Consider the following 19,897-nt stretch of genomic DNA (forward strand, 5'->3'; position numbering starts at 1 on the left):
TCAAGATGCCAGTCAGAAGTTCGGTTCTTCGTCTGCTGTTTATTGCTTCGGGAGTCTGCATGACGGCCCTGCTTACGTTGAGGGGAACGGCCGTGAATGTGCTTATCGGCCTGTTATGCTCGCTCTTGTTATTGTATTGGTTAACGTATAAGCGCCAGGTCGTGGAAAAGGTAACCCGGGAGCTGAGTGCCGGACGGATTTTCTTCGCCGCCTTGTTTACGCTTGTCGGCGTGTATTACCTGACGCAATACTCGTACATCAAGTACAGCAAGCTCTCCGGCGAGATCCTTGATCGTATCGGCGTCGACATTGGCGGTCACAACGATAAGGTGATTTCCATTGGGCTGGGGATCTGCTCGCTTATTGCGGCGTTCCTGGTGCTCTGCTGGTTCCTGCCGAAGTTCTATGCAACGGCGAAGGAGCTGATTGGAGGCCTGGACCGGCTGGAGCGGCGGTATTGGATTATCGCAAGCGTAGCCATGGCGGTTGCTATTCTGGTTATCTATAACCTGACGAACGTCTTTTACGGAGCGCATGACGCAGCCGGCAAAATCATCCCGTATGACGTCGTGTATACGGCGGACTCGATTGACCAGGTAGAAAGCAATACGTTCCTGAATATCGGCACGTACGAGAATGATATTCGTCAGCCGTTGTTCGGCCTGTATGCCGCTCCGTTCGCGCTGATTGCGATGATCTTGTCGAAGGTGCTCTTTTTTATCCCGAACAGCTATCCGATTATGATGCAGATCATCCATGTGATCGTCATGCAGTTCGCCATGATTCTGCTCGCCCGAATGATGAAGCTGCAGTCGACGGACAAAATTTTCTTCCTGCTGTTCACGTCCTTCTCCTATCCGTTTCTCCTGTTTATGTTCAATATCGAGCAGTACATATTCGCCGTATTCTGGCTGATTATCTTCATCTACTCGTATCTGTTCCAATGGGGGCGGAGAGATTTCTTCTTCATAGGCGCGGTAGGCTCCTTGGTGACAACGGGCATTCTGTTCCCGCTCTTGTCCGAGGCGAGGAAGCTGAAGGAATGGATCAAGGATATGGCGGTGAACGCCTTCAAGTTCCTGGCTGCGGCTACGCTCTTCGGGCAGCTTCCGGTTATTCTGGAGACCCATACGGAGTACAAGGGATTGATGGCATTCTCCGGTGCGGAAGTAACGACGCTCGACAAATGGTATCAATACGTCAACTTCTTCGCCTCCTGCTTCGTATGGCCAAGCGCCGGCGAGGACCGGACGACCTTCGAGCATGCCTCCTATCAGCTTAGAACGGTAGATTCGCTTAATATTCTCGGTGTAATTATTCTGGTGCTGGCTGTCATCGGCTTCGTGCTTCACTACAAAGACCGCTTCGCGCAGATCTGCATGTTCTGGCTCGCCTTCTCCTTCGTCATTCTATTCGCGGTAGGCTGGGGGACGAAGGAAAACGGTCTGATTCTGTATTCCTTCTATTATTCATGGGCGCTCTTCGCGCTGATCTTCAAGCTGGCGAATCGTCTGCTTGCCCGGGTGCAGCCGCTCAAGTACGGCGTGTTCGGGCTGCTGCTTGGCGTGCTGGCGGTCATTAACCTTATCGGTATTTATGATTTGATTGATTTCGGGATTCGCAACTATCCGGCTTGATGGATGGGGCGGAAAAGAGTCTGTCCGCAGCAGCAGGAACGGTTCGCCGTTCTTTCTGCCGCAGGGCCAGGCTCTTTTTTGCTATGCGGGCGGCAGCCGGTTGGGAGAAAGAGGCCTTGCATCCACATGTCGCGCATTGACGATCGGGGCATTGCATAGTACATTGGACTGAAACTAACAACTAGATAGTGCGAGAGATAGAGAGGAGAGGACTATATTGTCGGCAACGGCTGTAAAAGAATTATCCCCGCTGGTAGCGGCGCTTGAACTGAAGCCTCATGTGGAGGGCGGCTGGTACAAGGAGATCTGGAAGGCGAATTTTGAAATTCCGCAGGCGGTACTCGGCGAGCCGTATTCCGGACCGCGCTTTGCGGCATCCTCGATTTATTTCCTGCTTCATCCGGAGGAATTCTCCGACTGGCATACGGTTCATTCGGATGAGCTGTGGCTCTGGCATTCCGGAAGTCCGCTTATGCTGACGCTTGGCGGCACGGGCGAGAGCCCTGAAGTTCGCAAAGAGATTATTGTTGGAGGCGACGTTGCGAATGGCCAGCATCCGCAGGCGCTTGTTCCCGCAACCGAATGGCAGATGGCGCGTCCGCTTGGCGATGAGCCGGTTCTGGTGTCCTGCATCGTAGCGCCGGGCTTTCATTACGATGACTTCAAGCTGATCGAACGTAAATTTTAATGCGACCGGCAGAAAAGCTCTGGACGAAAAATTTCATTCTGCTGGCGTTCTCTAACTTATTCTTATTCTTCGGTCTCGAAATGCTGCTTCCCACCCTTCCGCTCTTCGCGGACGAGAAAGGGGGCAGCGGATCGCAGATCGGCATGATGCTGGGCATCTTCACCTTCTCGGCCGTTGTGTCGCGTCTGCTCATTGGCATCGGGCTGAAGCATTTCGGCAAGCGCAAATTGCTCTTGATCGGCGTAACGATCTGTCTTATCGGCATGGCGTGTTATTATGCGGCCAACTCGATCTTGGCTTTGCTTGCGCTCCGCGTCGTTCACGGCTTTGGCTTCGGTATTGCCACGGCCTTGTATGGCACGCTGGTATCCGACGCGATTCCTGCCGAGCGGCGGGGAGAGGGGATGGGCTACTTTGCGATGGGCAATGCCGTATCCTTCTCGATCGGGCCGATGCTCGGGTTATGGCTGCTGGATCAATACGATTACGCAGGCTTATTCGGAGCCGGAGTAATCTTCCTCGCGATTACCTTGGTGCTGACCTTGCTGGTTCGGCAAAAAAGCGCTCAATCCGTCGAGATTGCCGCGGCTGAAGCGGCCGCTGCGGCGGAGCTTCATGCGGCGGGGGTGAAGCCTTCGCCATGGGCTGAAATTATCGAGCCTAAGGTGCTTGTGCCTTCGATGCTTGGCTCGCTGGTTGGCTTTGCGTTCGGCGGCATGCTTAGCTTTGTAACCTTATTCACCAAGGACATCGGGATTACGCAGACCGGCTACTTCTTCTTGGTTGTAGCGATCAGCGAGGTGCTGATCCGGTTTATCAGCGGTCCGTTGTTCGATCGCAAAGGACCGTTCTGGGTATTGTTCCCCACGGCGATCCTTTGTATAATCGGCTGCGTATTGCTCTATTACACCGATTCCATGGCGATGCTGCTGCTCGCCGGCGTATTCTACGGCGCGGGCTTTGGCGCGATGTTCCCGGCCTTGCAGGCCTGGGTTATCAACCTGGTGCAGCCGGAACGCCGCGGCGTTGCAACCGCGACGTATTACAACTTCTTCGATATCGGCATCGGGCTCGGCTCGATATTGCTCGGCGCGGTTGTAACCGCGACAAGCTACACAACGATGTTCCTGCTGTCGGGTATTCTGTACATTATTTATCTTGCTGTGTATTTCATTTACCTGAGCCGCCAGCGCGCGCGGGCTCAAGCGTAACTTGGAAAGAGCGGTGCCCTGGTCGGGGCACCGCTCTTTTTGTTGTAAGGCGTTGGTGACTTACTACATTGCACGAAGTGCAGCATAACGGGCGAGAATGGCGTCTGCTCGAGAGATATGCTGCATGGATTGCAGCATATCGCGCGAAATGAGCCCGTATTGGCTCGTTTTGTCCGAATATCCTGCATTCCGTGCAGGATAGGATTATTAACTGGGCTCATATGCCCCAATATGCTGTATTTCGTGCAACGTAGGCGGATGGCGGTACTTAAAGCTAACTAGTTAGTTGATCTGTCGAAATGCAGCATATAGAGCAGGAATGGTGAGGGAGGAGGTTATGTTGCACGAAGTGCAGCATAACGGGCGAGAATGGCGGCTGCTAGAGAGATATGCTGCACGGATTGCAGTATATTGCGGCGAAATGAGCCCGTATTGGCTCGTTTTGTCCGAATATCCTGCATTCCGTGCAGGATGGGACTAGCTGCTTGGCTCGTATGCTTCAATATGCTGTATTTCGTGCAACGTAGGCGGATGGCGGTACTTAAAGCTAACTAGTTAGTTGATCTGTCGAAATGCAGCATGCGCGAAATGAGCCCGTATTGGCTCGTTTTGTCCGAATATCCTGCATTCCGTGCAGGATAGGATTAGCAACTGGGCTCATATGCCCCAATATGCTGTATTTCGTGCAACGTAGGCGGATGGCGGTACTTAAAGCTAACTTGTTAGTTGATCTGTCGAAATGCAGCATATAGAGCAGGAAGAGGGAGGAGGTTATGTTGCACGAAGTGCAGCATAACAGGCGAGAATGGCGTCTGCTCGAGAGATATGCTGCACGGATTGCAGTATATTGCGGCGAAATGAGCCCGTATTGGCTCGTTTTGTCCGAATATCCTGCATTCCGTGCAGGATAGGATTAGCAACTGGGCTCATATGCCCAATATGCTGTATTTCGTGCAACGTAGGGGATGGAGGTACTTAAAGCTAACTAGTCGCCCTTTAAGTTGGAATCTATCCAACGTAGCTTCAGCTACTTGGCTATTTCCCCTCCTTCTGCCGGATGAAATCCACCGTAGGAGGGGTCTGCTATTTGTGGAGGTAGAGCAAGTCCGAGCTGGACACAAGACAAGGGCTGTACCCGGCGGGTACAGCCCTTGAGGCCCTGCCGCTTAAGCAGCGGGCAGCTTGATTTTTTGACCCGGGTAGATGAGATTCGGGTTCTTGATATGGTTCAGGTCGCGAAGCTTCTGCCAGGTGGTGCCATGCTTCTTGGCAATCGCCCAAAGCGTGTCGCCTTGCTTCACCACATAGACGGCCGGCTTTGCTGGCTCCGGTTTTGGCTCGGGCTTAGGTTCCGGTTTCGGTTCTGGCTTAGGTTCCGGCTTCGGCTGCGTAACAACCGGAGTCGCTGCCGCCGTAATGCGTCCTTCCACCTTGGAATCCGCGGTGCCAAGCTTCGTGATGTAAGCGATCAGCGCTTCATCCAGCGAACCGTACATGCCGGCTTGCGGATAGGGGCTGAACATCGTGTATTCGTCGCCGCCGGCAGCCATGAAGTCGTTGGTCGCCAGCATATAGTCGGCTTTCTCGTTTAGCGGCTTGCCGCCAACGGTAACGGAATGGACGCGCTGTCCTTTTGGCTTGGCCACGTCAATCTTGAAGGCGATGCCCGATACTTGAGGGAAGCCGCCTTTCGAATTCGGATAATCGGATACGCCGTTCTCGAGAGCTGCCTTGATATCGGCGCCTTTGACCTTCAGCGATACGATCTGATTGCCGAACGGAAGCACGGTGATGATTTCGCCTTTTGTGATGGTTCCTTCATCAATAGAGGCACGGATGCCGCCGCCGTTGGTGATGGCAACGTCAGCTCCGGCCGCATCGCGAATGGCGTCGGCGACCAGATTGCCAAGGTTCGTTTCGCTGGTGCGGACCTGCTCGCGTTCGCCGTCCAGCTTCACGCTGGCCGTACCCACTTCCTCGGCCAGAATGCTTTCCTGGCTTTTCTGAATAGTGGCGACCATATCCGCGATGTCGGCGTTAGGGGCGATGCTCGCCGCGGTATCTTTGTTCTCGAGCTTTGCTTCCTTCTTCACGACTTTGCCGCCGTCCACCCACAGATCCACGACGCCCAGGTACTTCGTGTATTCGCCGGCGCTTGCGATCAGCGTGTTATGCCCGGCCGTAAGGCCATGCTCCAGCACGGTATGGCTGTGCCCGTCGATAAAGACGTCGATGCCGTCTACGGCTTTGACGATCTTCAGGCTTGTATCGACGCTGGACGCGTCCTGGCCGATGTGGCCGACTGCAACGATGACGTCGGTCTTGTCTTCAAGCTCATCCACAATAGCCTGAGCCTCTTTGGTTGGATCGGCGAAGGTTAAGCCCTCAACGTTTTTCGGATGCGTCTTATAGGCGGTCTCCGGCGTCGTCAGGCCGAAAATACCGACCTTCACGCCGTCCACTTCCTTAATGATATAAGGCTTGAATAAAGACGTATTGTCTTTCGGGACTCTAACGTTAGCGCTGAGTACCGGGAACTTCATCATCTGCTCGAGCTCAAGCAGTCGCTTGTAGCCATAGTTGAAGTCATGGTTGCCCGGAACAAACGCGTCGTAACCCATCTTGTTCATGACCTGCACGACACTCTCGCCGTTCACCAGCGTGGCGAAGGTGGTTCCATGCGTGGCATCGCCCGCATCAAGCAGCAGGCTGTTCGGATTGGCCTTTCGGTAGCTGTCGATAATGCCGGCAAGCTTCGCGTAGCCCATTTCTCCCGAGGTTCCCTCCACGGCGCGCGCATGAGTGTCATTCGTGTGCAGAAGCGTGATGTGCTTGGCGGAAGCGGGAACTACTGTTTCATCTGCTGCAGCTGCAACGGTGCCGACAGACGCAGCAAAAAGCGAAGCGGCAAGCAGCGACCCCGCTGCCCACTTCATTTTTCTTAGCTTGATTAGCATTGTATCCCTCCACTGTTTATTTTTCTTTTATCGACAGTACGTATTCGGTATTTGGCATGGATCTCCTTTCAATTTCTTGTAAATTATCTGAAAATTTAACAAATTGGTCCTGAAGTCCTTGCCGCTCGAGCCCATCTCCTAGCATTCGACAACCGCTTTTTTCCTTTTGTGCAAAATTGTAAGGTTGGCTAAGTGAACAAATGTGCAAACCTGGCGGTGATTGCCGCATGCTGTTGCTCTGGCAGATGGGGGCACGTATAATAGTCCTGAAATATTGATATATTAATTCGAACTTATTCTCATAACTTAAGGGCAACTCTGCGAGAGGGGAAGACGGATGGAGGAGCTAAGTGATAAACGGGTAAAAATGCTTGAAGCGGCCCGGATGTATTACGAGCTTGACTACAATCAGCAGGAGATAGCGAAAAAGCTAGGCGTATCGCGGCCGACGGTTTCGCGTTTTCTGCAGCAGGCGAAGGAAGACGGTATCGTGCAGATCCGCATTATGGATCCGGCTTCCGATAACCAGGAACGCGCCCGCATGCTCAAGGAACGTTTCGGCCTAAAGGAAGCCATTGTGGCTTCCGTGCCGAAATACGAGGACGCTATGGTCAAAAAGGTCATCGGCGAGGCTGCGGCTAATTTTTTGAACGATACGGTTCAGGATGGCGATACGATTGCCGTCACTTGGGGAACAACATTATATGAAGTAGCCACTCGTCTGCCGAACAAGCATACGAAGAGGGTAAAGGTTGTGCAGCTGAACGGCGGCGTAAGCCATTCCGAGACCAATACGTACGCGTACGAGATCGCGCAGCTGTTCGCGAAGGCCTACCAGACGTCGCCGTACCTGATTCCGCTGCCGGCGATTGTGGACCATGCGGTCGTGAAGCATGCGATCGAAGCGGACAGGCATATCCGCAAAATCCTCGATATGGGCAAGCAGGCCAATATCGCGGTGGTTACGGTAGGGGCGCCGACGGAAGATTCGGTTCTGATCCGCGCGAATTATTTTTCGGACGAGGATCTGGGCATTATTTTGTCGCGCGGCGTTGGCGATATTTGTTCCCGGATTATCGATATTAATGGGCAGCTTTGCAGCGAGGAGCTGGATCTGCGGACAATCGGAATAGACTTGAACGAGCTCAAGAAGAAAGAATGGTCCGTTCTGGTTGCCGGAGGTCCAAGCAAGGTGGAAGCGATATACGGCGCGTTAAACGGCCAGTATACGAATACGCTGATTACCGACCAGATTACGGCGCAGCATTTGCTGGAGTTCAAGGGATAATAGAGTAGATAAATATGGAGGATGGGTATGAGTAATCAAAAAAATCTGTCGGCAGGGGAAGTAGCTGCTTACATTGATCATACTGCACTGAAAGCGGAAACGACAAAACAAGAAATTATCAAGCTTTGCGAAGAAGCCAAGCAGTATCGTTTTGCAACGGTATGCGTAAATCCGGGTTACGTCGCGCTTGCGGCGAAGGAGCTTTCCGGCTCTGGCGTTGGCATCACGACGGTTGTTGGCTTCCCTCTCGGGGCGACTACGACCTTTGCGAAGGCGGAAGAAGCGAAGGATGCGATTGCAAGCGGCGCGACCGAGGTCGACATGGTGATCAACGTTGGCCTGATCAAATCCGGCGATTTCGAAGGCGTGAAGCGCGACGTGGAAGGCGTGGTTCAGGCGTGCAAAGGGAAAGCCGTGTTGAAGGTTATCCTGGAGACGGGTCTGCTTACCGATGAAGAGAAGGTACGTGCCTGCGAGATCTGCAAGGAAGCGGGAGCGGACTTCGTGAAGACGTCGACGGGCTTTGGCAAAGGCGGAGCAACGGCGGAAGATATCGCGCTGATGCGCCGCATCGTTGGTCCGGATATGGGCGTAAAAGCTTCCGGCGGCGTCCGCGATTTGGAGACTGCTCTCAAGATGATTGAAGCAGGCGCAACCCGGATCGGCGCAAGCTCGAGCGTAGCGATTGTGACTGGCGGACAAGGCGAAGGATACTAAAAAGCGGGGGAAGGGGCGGCCGATTGCGGTCGTCCCTTCATTTGGGATTGACCCTTTGCGGAAGAGCAGGGTATCATGAAGGTAGTCGAACGGCCGGCTCGGTGGAGCTGGTTTTTTTGTTTGCGGATAGAAGATGAGGTGCCGGACCGGGATGGCCTGGTCGGACGTTATCATAGATTGATTGAGGTGAACCATGAGTTTGAAGACTTCATGGCGGGAGCAGTGGACGAGTAACGCGAGGATGAACGTACTGGCCGGCATTACGGCAACGCTGGCGCTTGTGCCGGATTCCCTTGCTTTCTCGTTTATGGCTGGCGTTCCGCCGGTCGTAGGCATTTACGCATCGATTTGTATCCTGCTTGTCATTACGTTTCTGGGCGGCAGACCGGGCATGATCTCGGCTGCAGCCGGCTCGATGGCCGTTCTTATGCTGACGCTGGTGAAAGAGCATGGCATCGAGTATTTGTTTGCGGCAACCGTGTTGACGGGCGTCATTCAGTTCCTGATGGGCGTGTTTAAGCTTGGCAAGCTGATGCGGTTTGTCCCTTCGGGCGTGCTGACGGGGTTCATTAACGCGCTGGCGATTATGATATTCCTGTCGCAGCTCCGTTATTTCAAGGGCGAGTCCTGGGTCATGTACGTGCTTGTTGCGGTAACGCTTGGCATTATCTATTTGGTGCCTCGCTTCTTCAAGGCGATTCCATCGCCGCTGATTGCCGTTGTGGTGCTGACGCTCGCGGTATGGGCGTTTGGCATGGGGGATGTTACGCGGATCGGCGATATCGCCGCGATTGACGCTTCGCTTCCGTCGTTCCTTTTCCCGGATGTGCCGTTTAGCCTGGATACGCTCTGGATTATTCTTCCGTATTCCTTGTCGCTTGCGGTGGTTGGTTATACCGAGACGATGCTTACGCATAACCTGCTGGATGAGATGACCGGGGAGAAGACGGATAAGAACCGGGAGATGAAGGGGCAGGGCCTGGCCAATATCGTAGCCGGATTTTTCGGCGGGATGGCGGGCTGCGCATTGGTCGCGGAATCGGTGCTTAACGTGAAGATGGGCGGAAAAAACCGCTTGTCGACGCTAGTCGCCGCGTTGTTCCTCCTGCTGCTCGTCGTGCTGCTCGGCGACCTGCTGTCGCTTGTGCCGATGGCTGCGCTGGTGGGCATTATGCTGATGGTGTGTATCGCGATCTTCGACTGGAGCTCCGTGTTCCGCTTGAACCGTCTGCCGCTCGGCGAGACTGTCGTGATGCTGGTGACGGTTGGCGCCGTGCTGCTCACGCATGACCTGGCGATTGGCGTTGTCGCGGGCGTATTCGTAAGCTTTATCGGCTTCGCGGTAAAAGCCTCCAAGGTGCATATTCACGACGAATGGAACGGATCAACGCGGACGTACCGCGTGCACGGACAGCTGTTCTTCGCTTCCGCCTCCGAGCTGGAGGAGCGGATCGCGCATGACTGCGAAGCGGAAGAGGTTCATATCGACCTCTCCGGCACCAAGGTATGGGATCACACGGCGAACCTCGCCGTCCGCAAGACGGTCGACCGCTTGCAGAAGAACGGAAAGCAAGTGACGGTAGTTGGGGTTTAGATGGTTTGGAGGGCCGCCCTTTTGGGGGCGGCTCTTTGTGTTCGGCTTTTGTTGTCCGTTCGTTGTACCTTTGTTGAGCCTTCCTCGTAGATCCCTCGTTACGCCTTTCTCGTTGTACCTTTGTCGAGCCCTAGCCAAGCTCCATATCAACAGGCAGAGCACTATCGTCCTCAATGGCGGCTGAATGAACGCTCAAACGCTCAAACGAGCACAGCTTGGGACGAAGGATTCCACTCTGTTGTCCGTTTAGTTGCCCGGTAGCAGAGTATCGAGCGGTTGGTAGTCTGGCAGCCATTTCGGGGGCACATGCTCCGGGCTCGGCGCGTATACGGACTTTAGCAGCCGGGTAATGGAATGTGCCTGCTTTTCAATAAGAATCTCCTTGATCTCCGAAGGCTTGACGGGGACCGCATGATCCGTTCTTCGGCCGAAGTCCGCGAGGGATACAAACATAGCCGGACTTTTCCGGTAGCTGCAGCTCTTCGGAAAACGGGGCGAGCTGCCCGAGTCGTATTTGGAAAACCGGACAGACTCTTCGTGCGCGAGCAGCAGCGAGCAGGCATCCAGCTCTAACACGGCGAAGGACTCTTCAGGCTCTCTCCGCATGTATGTCGTCAGCATCTTGAGGCAATCCCTTCTGGTCGGCCAGAAGAAGACATGCTTGTCTATAAAGGCCCGGAATTCTTCAACCGAGCAGTCTGTCTCCATCATCGCCTGAGGGATGCGAAGATGCGAATTTACCGTAATCGACGCTCCCTCGTACGGTATTTCCTCTCTTGCGGTCCGTCGCTCGCCGGTCGATGCCGGCAGTAAATGATGGCTTGACCAGATAGCGTCGAAATAGGCGATAGCCTGAAGATTGCTTGCTCTCGTGAAGTGGTAAGCGGACTTTCTGCCTGTTGATTTCGTGATGAGGGCAATGTTTGTTTCGTTAATCGGCATCGAATAAGCCCCTTGTCATGAAAGATGGGCCCTTTATTTGTTGATAAACAGGGAACCGTCTTTTATAATCTCTGCGTAAAAAACCTCGTGCACGTTTTCGATACCGTGCTTTTTGAGTTCGTCATGCACCCATTGCTCGGTTAGGTTCAGCTCCTGCAAGTTTCTTTTGACAATCTTGCCGTCCGAAATGATTTCGGTTGGGAGGAAGGTAAACTCCGGAGTAGGAATATCCAGGTCTGCTCTCGTGACCGTTTGCTCGTATTCCTTCTTAAGCACGCTGATTTGTCCGTTTGGCTCAAGAATGGCATAATGAACCTCTTGAAAACTAAATACGTTCTTCTCCCTCAGCAGCATACTCAGATCATCGATATTCAAGCGGGTATTCCGAAGGGCGGATCTCAGAATCTGGCCTTCCTTCACCAAGATAGTCGGCTGTCCGTCCAGAACCACTCTTGCCTTGCCGGATTTCATGCTTATATACTCAATACCAATCGTTAGCACGGACCACCAGATTAAGCTGACGAGCCCGTTGAAATAAGGGGTTTCGCCTTCACCGGCAATATCCGCTGCAAAAGAGCCGATCGTGATTCCCGTAATATAATTAAAAAAGGTGAGATGGCCAAGCTGCTTTTTTCCCAGGATCCGCGCCAATAACAATAAAATAAAAAAAGTAAGCGAGGACCTCAGCAGCATTTCCCCGAATTCGACTTGCATAAAGTCTTCCATTGCTTACACCCTGTCCGTAAGATCTGTTTGTTTCCAGTATGGGCTTAACGAATATCACGGATACATCCAATCATCCAAGAGGCAGGGGAGGGTATTGAGGCCGGCCAGCTATAAAAGAGGCCTTCCCGCATCCGGCAGGAAGGCCTCTATCGTTTATCGCTCGCAGCTGATCGTCAGGTTGGCGTTCAGCGCCTCGCCGGGTTCGAGCATCACGAGCTCTTCCTGGCGGTTCAGCTCGCCGGTCATGGCCATCCATGGCTCAACGCAGACGAAGGGCTTGTCCTGCACGGACCAGACCTGGACGTATTTGAAAATATCGTCATACGTCATGCGCACGCGAGCGCCGCCGCTAACCGGGAACGCGATCTCGCGTTTCTTGGCGCCAAGCAGGGTAACGGACTCCACCATGCCGTCCAGATCCAGCTCGCCGGTATAAGGCTTCTCGACCATATCGTTGTAGTCGAGGTAGGCAGTCGCATCGGTCTCGTACGGAAGCTTTTTCGAATCGGCATTGAAGTAAGGGTGGAAGCCGGCGTAGAACGGCATCGCTTCGCCTTCCGTCAGGTTGCGGTATTGCTGGCGGATATGAAGCTCGCCATTCACCAGCGCGTAAGTGAAGCTCACCTCGAAATCAAACGGGTAGCTTTGTTTGGTCTCCTCATTACTCTTCAGCACAATGGTAATCGAAGCCTCGCCATCGGTATCGGTGCCGGCAACCTCCCAGGCGGAAGTACGGGCAACGCCATGGTTAGCCATCTCGTACGATTTGCCGTTCCAGGTATAGCTCTTGTTCTCGAGCTGGCCGCAGATCGGAAACAGGATCGGATTGCCGCCGCGGATATTCGCAGTAGGATGCTCAAACGTTGCTTTGTCCAGGTAAAACACTTCGAGTCCATGCAGCTGGCAGCCAATAACGATGCCTCCGCGCTCCGGACATACAAGAATGCGGGAGGATGTGCTTTCCTCAATTAGTTCGTAGATCTTAAACGTATCGGTATAGCTGTTCACTTGAAACTGGCTCATATGGCCCTCCTACGTATCTAATTTACTAAATCCATCATACCATAAATAAGCAAAAAGGCTGTCCCAGCGGGACAGCCTTCCGAATTATTTCGCTGCGTTCGTCGAAGCGTTGCCAGCCGCCGCACTTGCTTCAGGGCTTGCTTCCGCGCTTGCCGCCGGGGACTCTTCAGCCGCAGCGGGATCAAGCGTATTCGTGATTTTCGCTTTTGCTTTCAGGTCGGCCATCCAGCTCGAGGACAGCTCGCTTACTTTTTGCGTAACCAGCTGGTACTTGATGTCTTCCTTCTTTTCTTCCAGCGTAGGAGTTACAGCCGCTTTCTCATCGGTTTTCTTAATGATGTGGTAGCCGTAGCTTGTCTGAACAACGCCGCTCAGCTCGCCTTTTTTCAGGGCGAAGGCCGCGTCTTCGAAAGCTGGCTCCATGCTGCCTTTGGCGAAGAAGTTCAGGTCGCCGCCGTTGTCTTTGGTGCCTGTATCCGTCGATTTCTCTTTGGCCAGGGTAGCGAAGTCCGCGCCGGCTTTCAGCTGCTTCAGGATATCTTCCGCTTCTTCCTTCGTAGCTACGAGAATGTGCGAAGCACGGATTTGCTCAGGCGTCGACATGGATGCTTTGTTCTCGTCGTAGTACTTTTTGATGTCGTCGTCCGTTACCGTAACTTTAGGTTCAAGAATTTTGCGGATTTTCACTTGCACTTCCGCGTCTTGGCGCAGGCTGTCAACGGTCATGCCGTATTGCGCAAGCGTTTGGTTGAACTCGTCTTCGGAACCGAACGATTTCTTCAGGTTCTCGATTTCTTTGTCTACGTCCGCTTCGGTAACCGTTACTTTCGCGTCTTCCGCCGCTTGGTCGATCAGCTCTTGCGTAATCATATTGTCCAGCGTCGACTTGCCGCCTTGATCCACGAGGGAATCATACAGCTTGTCCTTTGTAATTTTAACACCGTTAACCGTTGCGACAGCTTTGTCGCCTGCGCCAAACGGCGGTTTAATCAGAACGATGATAAGCACGATGGCCAAAATCGCGGATACGGCAATCCAAGCTTTACCGCCGCTGCCGCTTCGGCCGCCTGCCGCTTGCGCCGGGGTTTCGGAAGTAGGCGCCTGCTCGCGCTCCTCTTCTGCAACTTCTTCGTCTTTCCCGTCTTGAAGGGCGTCTACGGCTTGATCGTCTTTGTTGTCATCCTCATAGACGTATTGTTGATTCTCTTGCTCCGCAGCCGTGTCGAGCTCCTCGTTTTCTCTTTTGTGCTGCGAGTCTTTGTTTTCCATTGTCAATAAACTCCCTTCAACAAAAAGGCACTATTTTTACAATCTTCACCTACTATAACAAAACAATCGCCCAAAAACCTTAATTCTAAATAAAAATATGTTGCATTCAGTCGCTTTTCGTATAATGGTATATGTATACAAAAATATTAGACTTTAGTCACATCAGATGTGTCCGGAGTACTAGTTGCGAAAGGTGGGGGACGTTTGGTCACATTACACGGAGAGTATAACGGCTGGGTTATTCTTCTCTCATTCATCATCGCGTTATTCGTTTCGTACTCTGCCTTGAATCTGGTGTACAAAATCTCGCAATCCCAAGGAAAGGTGCGGATGGGCTGGATGCTCGCAGGCGCCTTTGTTATGGGCAGCGGGGTGTGGACCATGCATTTTATCGGGATGATGGCCTTTCACATCGGCATTCCGATTGCTTATGACGTACCCATTACTTTATTGTCGATTACCGCAAGCATATGCGCTTCCTACGTCGCCTTTTATTTAACGCTGGCCAAAGAAATTAACCGCCTTAAACTCCTTGGGGGCGGCTTTATCATGGGTGCGGGAATTGTCGCCATGCATTACACCGGAATGGCGTCGATGCATTCCCCGACAATGTCTATACAATATAACCCATTTATAGTGATATTATCCGCTTTGATCGCTGTCGCGGCATCATGCGCGGCGTTATATTTCTTTATAAATTTTCGGGACGGCAGTAAGGCTGCGTGGTCCAAATGGGCGGCTGCTTCGCTAATGGGGCTGGCGGTCTGCGGGATGCATTACACCGGAATGGGAGCCGCATCCTTCTGGTGCGGCGAAGCGGCTGCCTCCTCGTTAACGGAAGATATCCCGATCAATCTGTTTCTTCTAATAAGCGTCACCCTGGTAACTCTTTTGATTATGCTCGTTACCTGGACCGCGATTTATCTGGACCGTACCGTTCTTGAGCGCATGGCCTACAGCGACCCGTTGACCGGACTTGCGAACCGTCACGCGATGAACCGGTATTTCGATCAAAAGCTGGACAAAGCCCGTACGTACGGCTTGCTCTTCCTCGATCTCGACCAGTTCAAAATCATTAACGACACGCTTGGCCACGACATCGGCGATTTGCTGGTACAAGCTGTCGCGAAGCGGCTTCGCTCCCATGTGAGCGAAGGGGCGCAGGCCTTCCGCCTTGGCGGGGATGAATTCCTGTTGATGACGAGAGGGATGGAACCGTATGAGGTGGAGCAGCTCGCCAACCGGATCCTGGAGGACATCCGCAAGCCGTATTTGCTGGAGGGCAATGAACTCTACATCACCGGTAGTATCGGAATCAGCTTGTCACCGCAGCACGGTAACGAAAGATCGTCGCTTCTCATCGCGGCGGATACCGCGATGTACCAGGCGAAACGCAGGGGCAAGAACCAATACTGTCTCTACGACGAGCAGATGGAACGGGAGCTGCTGCGCCGGATGGAGCTGGAGAAGGATCTCCGGCTAGCCTTGCCGAGAGAGCAGCTCGTTGTTCACTATCAGCCCAAGTGGGATGCAGCCGTAAACCGGCCAATCGGCGTTGAAGCGCTTTTGCGCTGGAATCATCCTTTCCTCGGCCAGATTCCGCCGGAGGAATTTATCCCGATTGCGGAGGAGACGGGGCTTATCGTTCCGATTACCCGCTGGGTGCTGGGACAAGCCTGCCGGGATTGCTTCGAATGGAATGAAGGCAGGGCGGTCCCCCTTAGCGTCTCGGTTAATATGTCTGTCAGCGTGTTCGACAGTAAAAATCTCGAGGATATGGTCATCTCGGCGCTTCTGCACTCCGGCCTGGACGCCAATCTCCTGGAGCTGGAGATTACGGAGACCATCGTGATGCATAACGTCGAGGATGTCATTGAGCAGTTGAAGACCATCCGGGAGATGGGCGTTAATATTTCGATGGATGATTTCGGGGCAGGTTATTCTTCGCTTGGCTCGATCGATCTGATTCCCTTCCAGACGTTAAAGATAGATAAGCTGTACATGCAGCAGAGCGACTCGCCTTCGAAGCGCGCCATCATCCAGACGATTATTATACTGGCCAAGCAGCTTAATCTGGCGGTTATCGCCGAAGGGGTCGAAACGGAGCAGCAAATGGCGTTTCTGCAATCTGCCGGCTGCAGCATGATGCAGGGTTATTACTTCAGCAAGCCGATGTCGCGCGCTGATCTTGATCTTTGGTTACAGCAGTCGATGGTTGTTGATAGAAGTCAAACGTCGCAGAGCTTGTTCGTATAACGTAAGCCAAGGAGGGCGTCAATTTGAACAGTCAGGCGAAAATCTATCTGTATCTTCTTTTATCGCTCGCAGTCCCACTTATCGTATTCATGGTCCTTCATATGAATCCCGCTTGGGATTATCATCTGCACTCTCCTAACGTTCATTTCTACGTGGTCAGCATCGTGTCGGGCGCGGCATTTGCGCTTGCGATAGCAGTTGGCGTAGCAGCCATTCGGCTTCGCAATTTGAAAATCAGCTTCTTATCTTTGTCCTTCGTATCATTAGCAGCGTTATTCCTTGTTCATGGATTATCGACACCGAGAGAGGCGTATCACACTACGGCGCTGCCCAGCAATGCGGCTCAAATGAGCATATTGCTCGCCGTCATGTGGCTGTGGCTGTCGTCGATGTCCTCGGATCGCCGAATTATAAGCTGGCTGTCGGCGCATCAGCGCTGGCTGCTCCCGATCTGGACGGCGTCGATTGCCGTGATTTGCGCGTTGCTATGGCTATTCTCCGACCAGATGTCCTGGCTTCAAATGAAGCAAGGGCCAATCAAATGGTCGGCAACCTTGCTTATTTTCGGTTTAAACGGCTGGACGATGTACCGGTATCTGGAGACGTATCTGTCTACCAGATTTCCGCTGCAGCTGGCGATCGTGTACAGCTCCGGCTGGATGATTGCGGCCCAATTGATTAACGTAACGGGCGAAATGTGGATGTTAAGCTGGTGGATTTACCACCTGTTGCTGCTGGCCTCCATCTGCGCCATGGTTGTCGGCATTTATTATCAGTACCGCAGCTCCGGCTCCTATACGATGTCGCTGAAGCAGCTGTTCCAGAATGATCCCAAGGAATGGATTCACGCCTATATGTCGCCGGCGGTTCGCGAGCTTATCCGGACGACGGAAACACGCGACGCGTATACGGCTGGCCATAATTACCGCGTTGCGTTATACGCCATACAGCTCGGAGAGGAGCTCGGGCTGAATCCCGACCAGCTTCGCGCTATTGCGCAAGGCGGAATCGTGCACGACATCGGGAAGCTGGCTGTTCCCGACCATATTCTGAACAAGCCGGGAAAGCTGACGCCCGAAGAGCGGGAGGTTATCGAGAAGCATCCGATGACCGGGTTCAACCTGTGCCGGCGGTTGGGCTTCATGCAGGAGGAGCTGGCCGTCATCCGCTCCCATCATGAGCGCTGGGACGGAAGCGGCTATCCGGATGCGCTGAGCGGAGACAATATTCCGCTGCTGGCCCGCGTAACGGCTGTAGCCGATGTATACGATGCCTTGACGTCCTCCCGTTCTTACCGCGCGGCTTTGTCGCATGAGGAAGCAATGGCGATTATTTTGAAGGAGCGGGGGAAGCATTTTGACCCGTTATGCGTAGATGCGCTGGTGCGGATCGCCGGCGATAAGGGCTGGGCCTTTAAGGCGTCGGCCAGCTGAATGGAATTTGGCCCGATTGTAAAGATTGTTCATAGGCGTATAGCCCGGGTTTATTTCCATAAGCCGCGGGTGTATGATAGAGGAGTTACATAGACAAAGTTGTTCACCGCAAAAAGAGCCCTCGCATCTTCGAATGGCATCGATAAAGAGGTTTACTCAAGGAAGGGAAGGAATAAGAGATATGACATACGTAGCAGACAAGTCCCGTTATGAAGACATGAAATATTTCCGCGTAGGCAAAAGCGGCCTCAAGCTGCCTGCCGTTTCGCTTGGCTTATGGCATAATTTCGGCGGTAATGACCGTCTGGAGAACGGACGCGCGATGATCCACCGCGCTTTTGATCTGGGGATTACCCATTTCGACCTGGCAAACAACTATGGACCGCCACCGGGCTCGGCTGAAGAGACGTTCGGCAAAGTCCTGAAGCAGGATATGGCGGCTTACCGCGATCAAATGATCATCTCCACCAAAGCAGGCTATTACATGTGGGAAGGTCCGTACGGCGACTGGGGCTCCCGCAAATATCTGGTGTCGAGCCTCGATCAAAGCTTGAAACGGATGGATCTCGAGTATGTGGATATTTTCTACCACCACCGCCCGGATCCGGAAACGCCGCTTGAAGAGACCATGGCCGCGCTCGACCATATCGTGCGTTCGGGTAAAGCGTTGTATGTCGGCTTGTCCAACTACAGCGCGGAGCAGACGGCTCAAGCTTCGGCAATCCTGAAGCAGCTTGGCACGCCATGCCTGATTCACCAGCCGTCGTATTCGATGTTCAACCGTTGGATCGAGGACGGCTTGCAGGACGTGCTTGATCAAGAAGGCATCGGGTCGATCGTATTCTCGCCGCTTGCCGGCGGCTTGCTGACGAACCGTTACCTGGACGGTATTCCTTCGGATTCCCGAGCTGGCGGACCAAGCGTCTTCCTGAACTCGAACAGCATCACCGAAGAGAAGCTGGCTAAGGTCCGCGCCTTGAACGAAATCGCACAAAGCCGCGGCCAATCGCTGGCGCAAATGGCGCTTGCTTGGGTGCTTCGCGGCGGCCGCGTAACTTCCGCGCTGATCGGCGCAAGCCGCGTCGAGCAAATCGACGACAACGTTGCCGTGCTCAGCCGCCTCGATTTCTCGGGCGACGAGCTGCAGGCGATCGAGAACATCCTGGCGTAGGAATTGGGGATATCGACGTGTCGCCTGAGGAATGTATCTCCTTCCGGTTGCTGTTGTCCTCACATGGCTTTGATTGAATGGTTTAAAGAAGCCATGTTCGGACAAAGGCAAACGCTTCGCTCCTACAGGAGATACATTTCCTCTGGCTCTCATCGATATACTTTTAAACAGAGAAGGCTGTCGATTAATCTCGGCAGCCTTTTTTTGAAACATAGGTTGCTCCTCTTACATACGGCGTGTCGCTAACGAAAGTTTTAAAATCTAACGAAACCTGGTAACGCTATATGACCGATTTTGGGTTAAAAGAGGCGGTTAGATAGTAAATAACGATATGTGGTTTCGTTAGCCTGTTTTTAAAAGAAGGAGGGATAGCATGGAAGTGAGATTGAGCGAATACAAGGAAGACTGGGCTAAGATGTTTCGGGTGGAATCGGAGTGCCTAAAGTCTATCTTTGGCGGAGTGGAGATCCGATTCGAGCATTTCGGGAGCACGGCTGTTCCGGGGATGAAGGCCAAGCCCGTTATCGATATGATGGGGATCGTTGAGGACATCAACAAGATTGATTTGTTCAATGACATAATGGCTTCGCTCGGATACGATGTGGCAGGCGATTGGGGCATCCCCGGCAGGCGGCTGTTCCGTAAAGGAGGAGAAGAGCGTACCCATCATATCCACTTCTACCAATCGGATAGTCCCCAAATCGGACGGCACCTCATCTTCCGCGATTATCTGCTCTCCCACCCTGAGGAAGCTGCCAGATACAGCCGCTTTAAAGAACAGCTGGCCCAGCGATACGAACGCACCAACGAGTACAGCCCCGCCAAAAAAGCATTCGTAAGCGAAATGGAACAAATCGCCCTCAACTGGCACTCCCAATTAAACGAATACCCTTGATTTGCTCGCCGCCCTGCATGGTTACGTTGCACGCTTTACACTATATTTGCCCAAAATGCCTCTTCTCCTAGAATACGCTGCACGAAATAC

The 19,897-nt window shown here is 53.2% G+C and carries 15 protein-coding genes; 10 read left to right on the forward strand and 5 right to left on the reverse strand.

Annotated features, from left to right (window positions below):
* Positions 1-5: 5 nt before the first annotated feature.
* From FHT67_RS13260 to FHT67_RS13270, 3 genes are all read left to right on the forward strand, one after another.
* Complete coding sequence (locus tag FHT67_RS13260; RefSeq protein WP_167198833.1) at positions 6-1,637, forward strand: hypothetical protein; 1,632 nt, start codon at positions 6-8, stop codon at positions 1,635-1,637.
* A 217-nt stretch (positions 1,638-1,854) separates the two neighbouring features.
* Positions 1,855-2,325 (forward strand): cupin domain-containing protein, encoded by a 471-nt coding sequence (locus tag FHT67_RS13265; RefSeq protein ID WP_132311269.1) that lies wholly within the window; start codon positions 1,855-1,857, stop codon positions 2,323-2,325.
* The gene (locus FHT67_RS13270) at positions 2,325-3,536 is read left to right on the forward strand and encodes an MFS transporter (RefSeq protein WP_167198836.1); all 1,212 of its coding nucleotides are present in this window, start codon (positions 2,325-2,327) and stop codon (positions 3,534-3,536) included. The genes FHT67_RS13265 and FHT67_RS13270 overlap by 1 nt, the downstream gene beginning before the upstream one ends.
* 1,166 nt (positions 3,537-4,702) lie before the next feature.
* On the opposite strand, the gene FHT67_RS13275 is transcribed toward FHT67_RS13270, so the two are convergent.
* Positions 4,703-6,493, reverse strand: coding sequence for a 5'-nucleotidase C-terminal domain-containing protein (locus tag FHT67_RS13275; RefSeq protein WP_167198839.1), 1,791 nt, complete (start codon positions 6,491-6,493; stop codon positions 4,703-4,705).
* A gap of 337 nt (positions 6,494-6,830) precedes the next feature.
* Here FHT67_RS13275 and FHT67_RS13280 point away from each other — a divergent pair, with 337 nt between their 5' ends.
* From FHT67_RS13280 to FHT67_RS13290, 3 genes are all read left to right on the forward strand, one after another.
* Positions 6,831-7,781: a sugar-binding transcriptional regulator gene (locus FHT67_RS13280; RefSeq protein ID WP_132311263.1), complete on the forward strand. Its 951-nt coding sequence runs from the start codon at positions 6,831-6,833 to the stop codon at positions 7,779-7,781.
* A gap of 27 nt (positions 7,782-7,808) precedes the next feature.
* Entirely contained in the window at positions 7,809-8,498 is a 690-nt protein-coding gene (gene deoC / locus FHT67_RS13285) for a deoxyribose-phosphate aldolase (RefSeq protein WP_132311261.1), read from the forward strand.
* Between the two features lie 193 nt (positions 8,499-8,691).
* The gene (locus tag FHT67_RS13290; RefSeq protein WP_132311259.1) at positions 8,692-10,092 is read left to right on the forward strand and encodes a SulP family inorganic anion transporter; all 1,401 of its coding nucleotides are present in this window, start codon (positions 8,692-8,694) and stop codon (positions 10,090-10,092) included.
* A gap of 246 nt (positions 10,093-10,338) precedes the next feature.
* Here FHT67_RS13290 and FHT67_RS13295 read toward each other — a convergent pair whose 3' ends face one another.
* The 4 genes from FHT67_RS13295 to FHT67_RS13310 all read right to left on the reverse strand — a co-directional run bounded on the left by FHT67_RS13295 (position 10,339) and on the right by FHT67_RS13310 (position 14,052).
* The gene (locus tag FHT67_RS13295; RefSeq protein WP_167198842.1) at positions 10,339-11,034 is read right to left on the reverse strand and encodes a DUF7002 family protein; all 696 of its coding nucleotides are present in this window, start codon (positions 11,032-11,034) and stop codon (positions 10,339-10,341) included.
* A 33-nt stretch (positions 11,035-11,067) separates the two neighbouring features.
* Entirely contained in the window at positions 11,068-11,760 is a 693-nt protein-coding gene (locus FHT67_RS13300; protein ID WP_167198845.1) for a DUF421 domain-containing protein, read from the reverse strand.
* Positions 11,761-11,913: 153 nt separating this feature from the next.
* Complete coding sequence (locus FHT67_RS13305; RefSeq protein ID WP_132311253.1) at positions 11,914-12,783, reverse strand: aldose epimerase family protein; 870 nt, start codon at positions 12,781-12,783, stop codon at positions 11,914-11,916.
* An 84-nt stretch (positions 12,784-12,867) separates the two neighbouring features.
* Positions 12,868-14,052, reverse strand: a complete 1,185-nt coding sequence (locus FHT67_RS13310) for a peptidylprolyl isomerase (RefSeq protein WP_167198848.1) — start codon at positions 14,050-14,052, stop codon at positions 12,868-12,870.
* A gap of 204 nt (positions 14,053-14,256) precedes the next feature.
* Between FHT67_RS13310 and FHT67_RS13315 the strand changes: the two genes are divergently transcribed.
* The 4 genes from FHT67_RS13315 (at position 14,257) to FHT67_RS13330 (ending at position 19,807) form a co-directional block, all read left to right on the forward strand.
* A complete protein-coding gene (locus tag FHT67_RS13315) occupies positions 14,257-16,308 on the forward strand; it encodes a bifunctional diguanylate cyclase/phosphodiesterase (RefSeq protein ID WP_167198850.1) in 2,052 nt (683 codons plus the stop codon).
* Between the two features lie 23 nt (positions 16,309-16,331).
* Positions 16,332-17,741, forward strand: a complete 1,410-nt coding sequence (locus FHT67_RS13320) for an HD-GYP domain-containing protein (RefSeq protein WP_167198853.1) — start codon at positions 16,332-16,334, stop codon at positions 17,739-17,741.
* A 181-nt stretch (positions 17,742-17,922) separates the two neighbouring features.
* Positions 17,923-18,912, forward strand: coding sequence for an L-glyceraldehyde 3-phosphate reductase (gene mgrA, locus FHT67_RS13325; protein ID WP_132311245.1), 990 nt, complete (start codon positions 17,923-17,925; stop codon positions 18,910-18,912).
* Between the two features lie 373 nt (positions 18,913-19,285).
* Entirely contained in the window at positions 19,286-19,807 is a 522-nt protein-coding gene (locus tag FHT67_RS13330; RefSeq protein ID WP_167198856.1) for a GrpB family protein, read from the forward strand.
* Positions 19,808-19,897 lie beyond the last annotated feature (90 nt).

The sequence above is a fragment of the Paenibacillus sp. BK720 genome, from assembly GCF_011761545.1.
Classification (GTDB): Bacteria; Bacillota; Bacilli; order Paenibacillales; family Paenibacillaceae; genus Pristimantibacillus.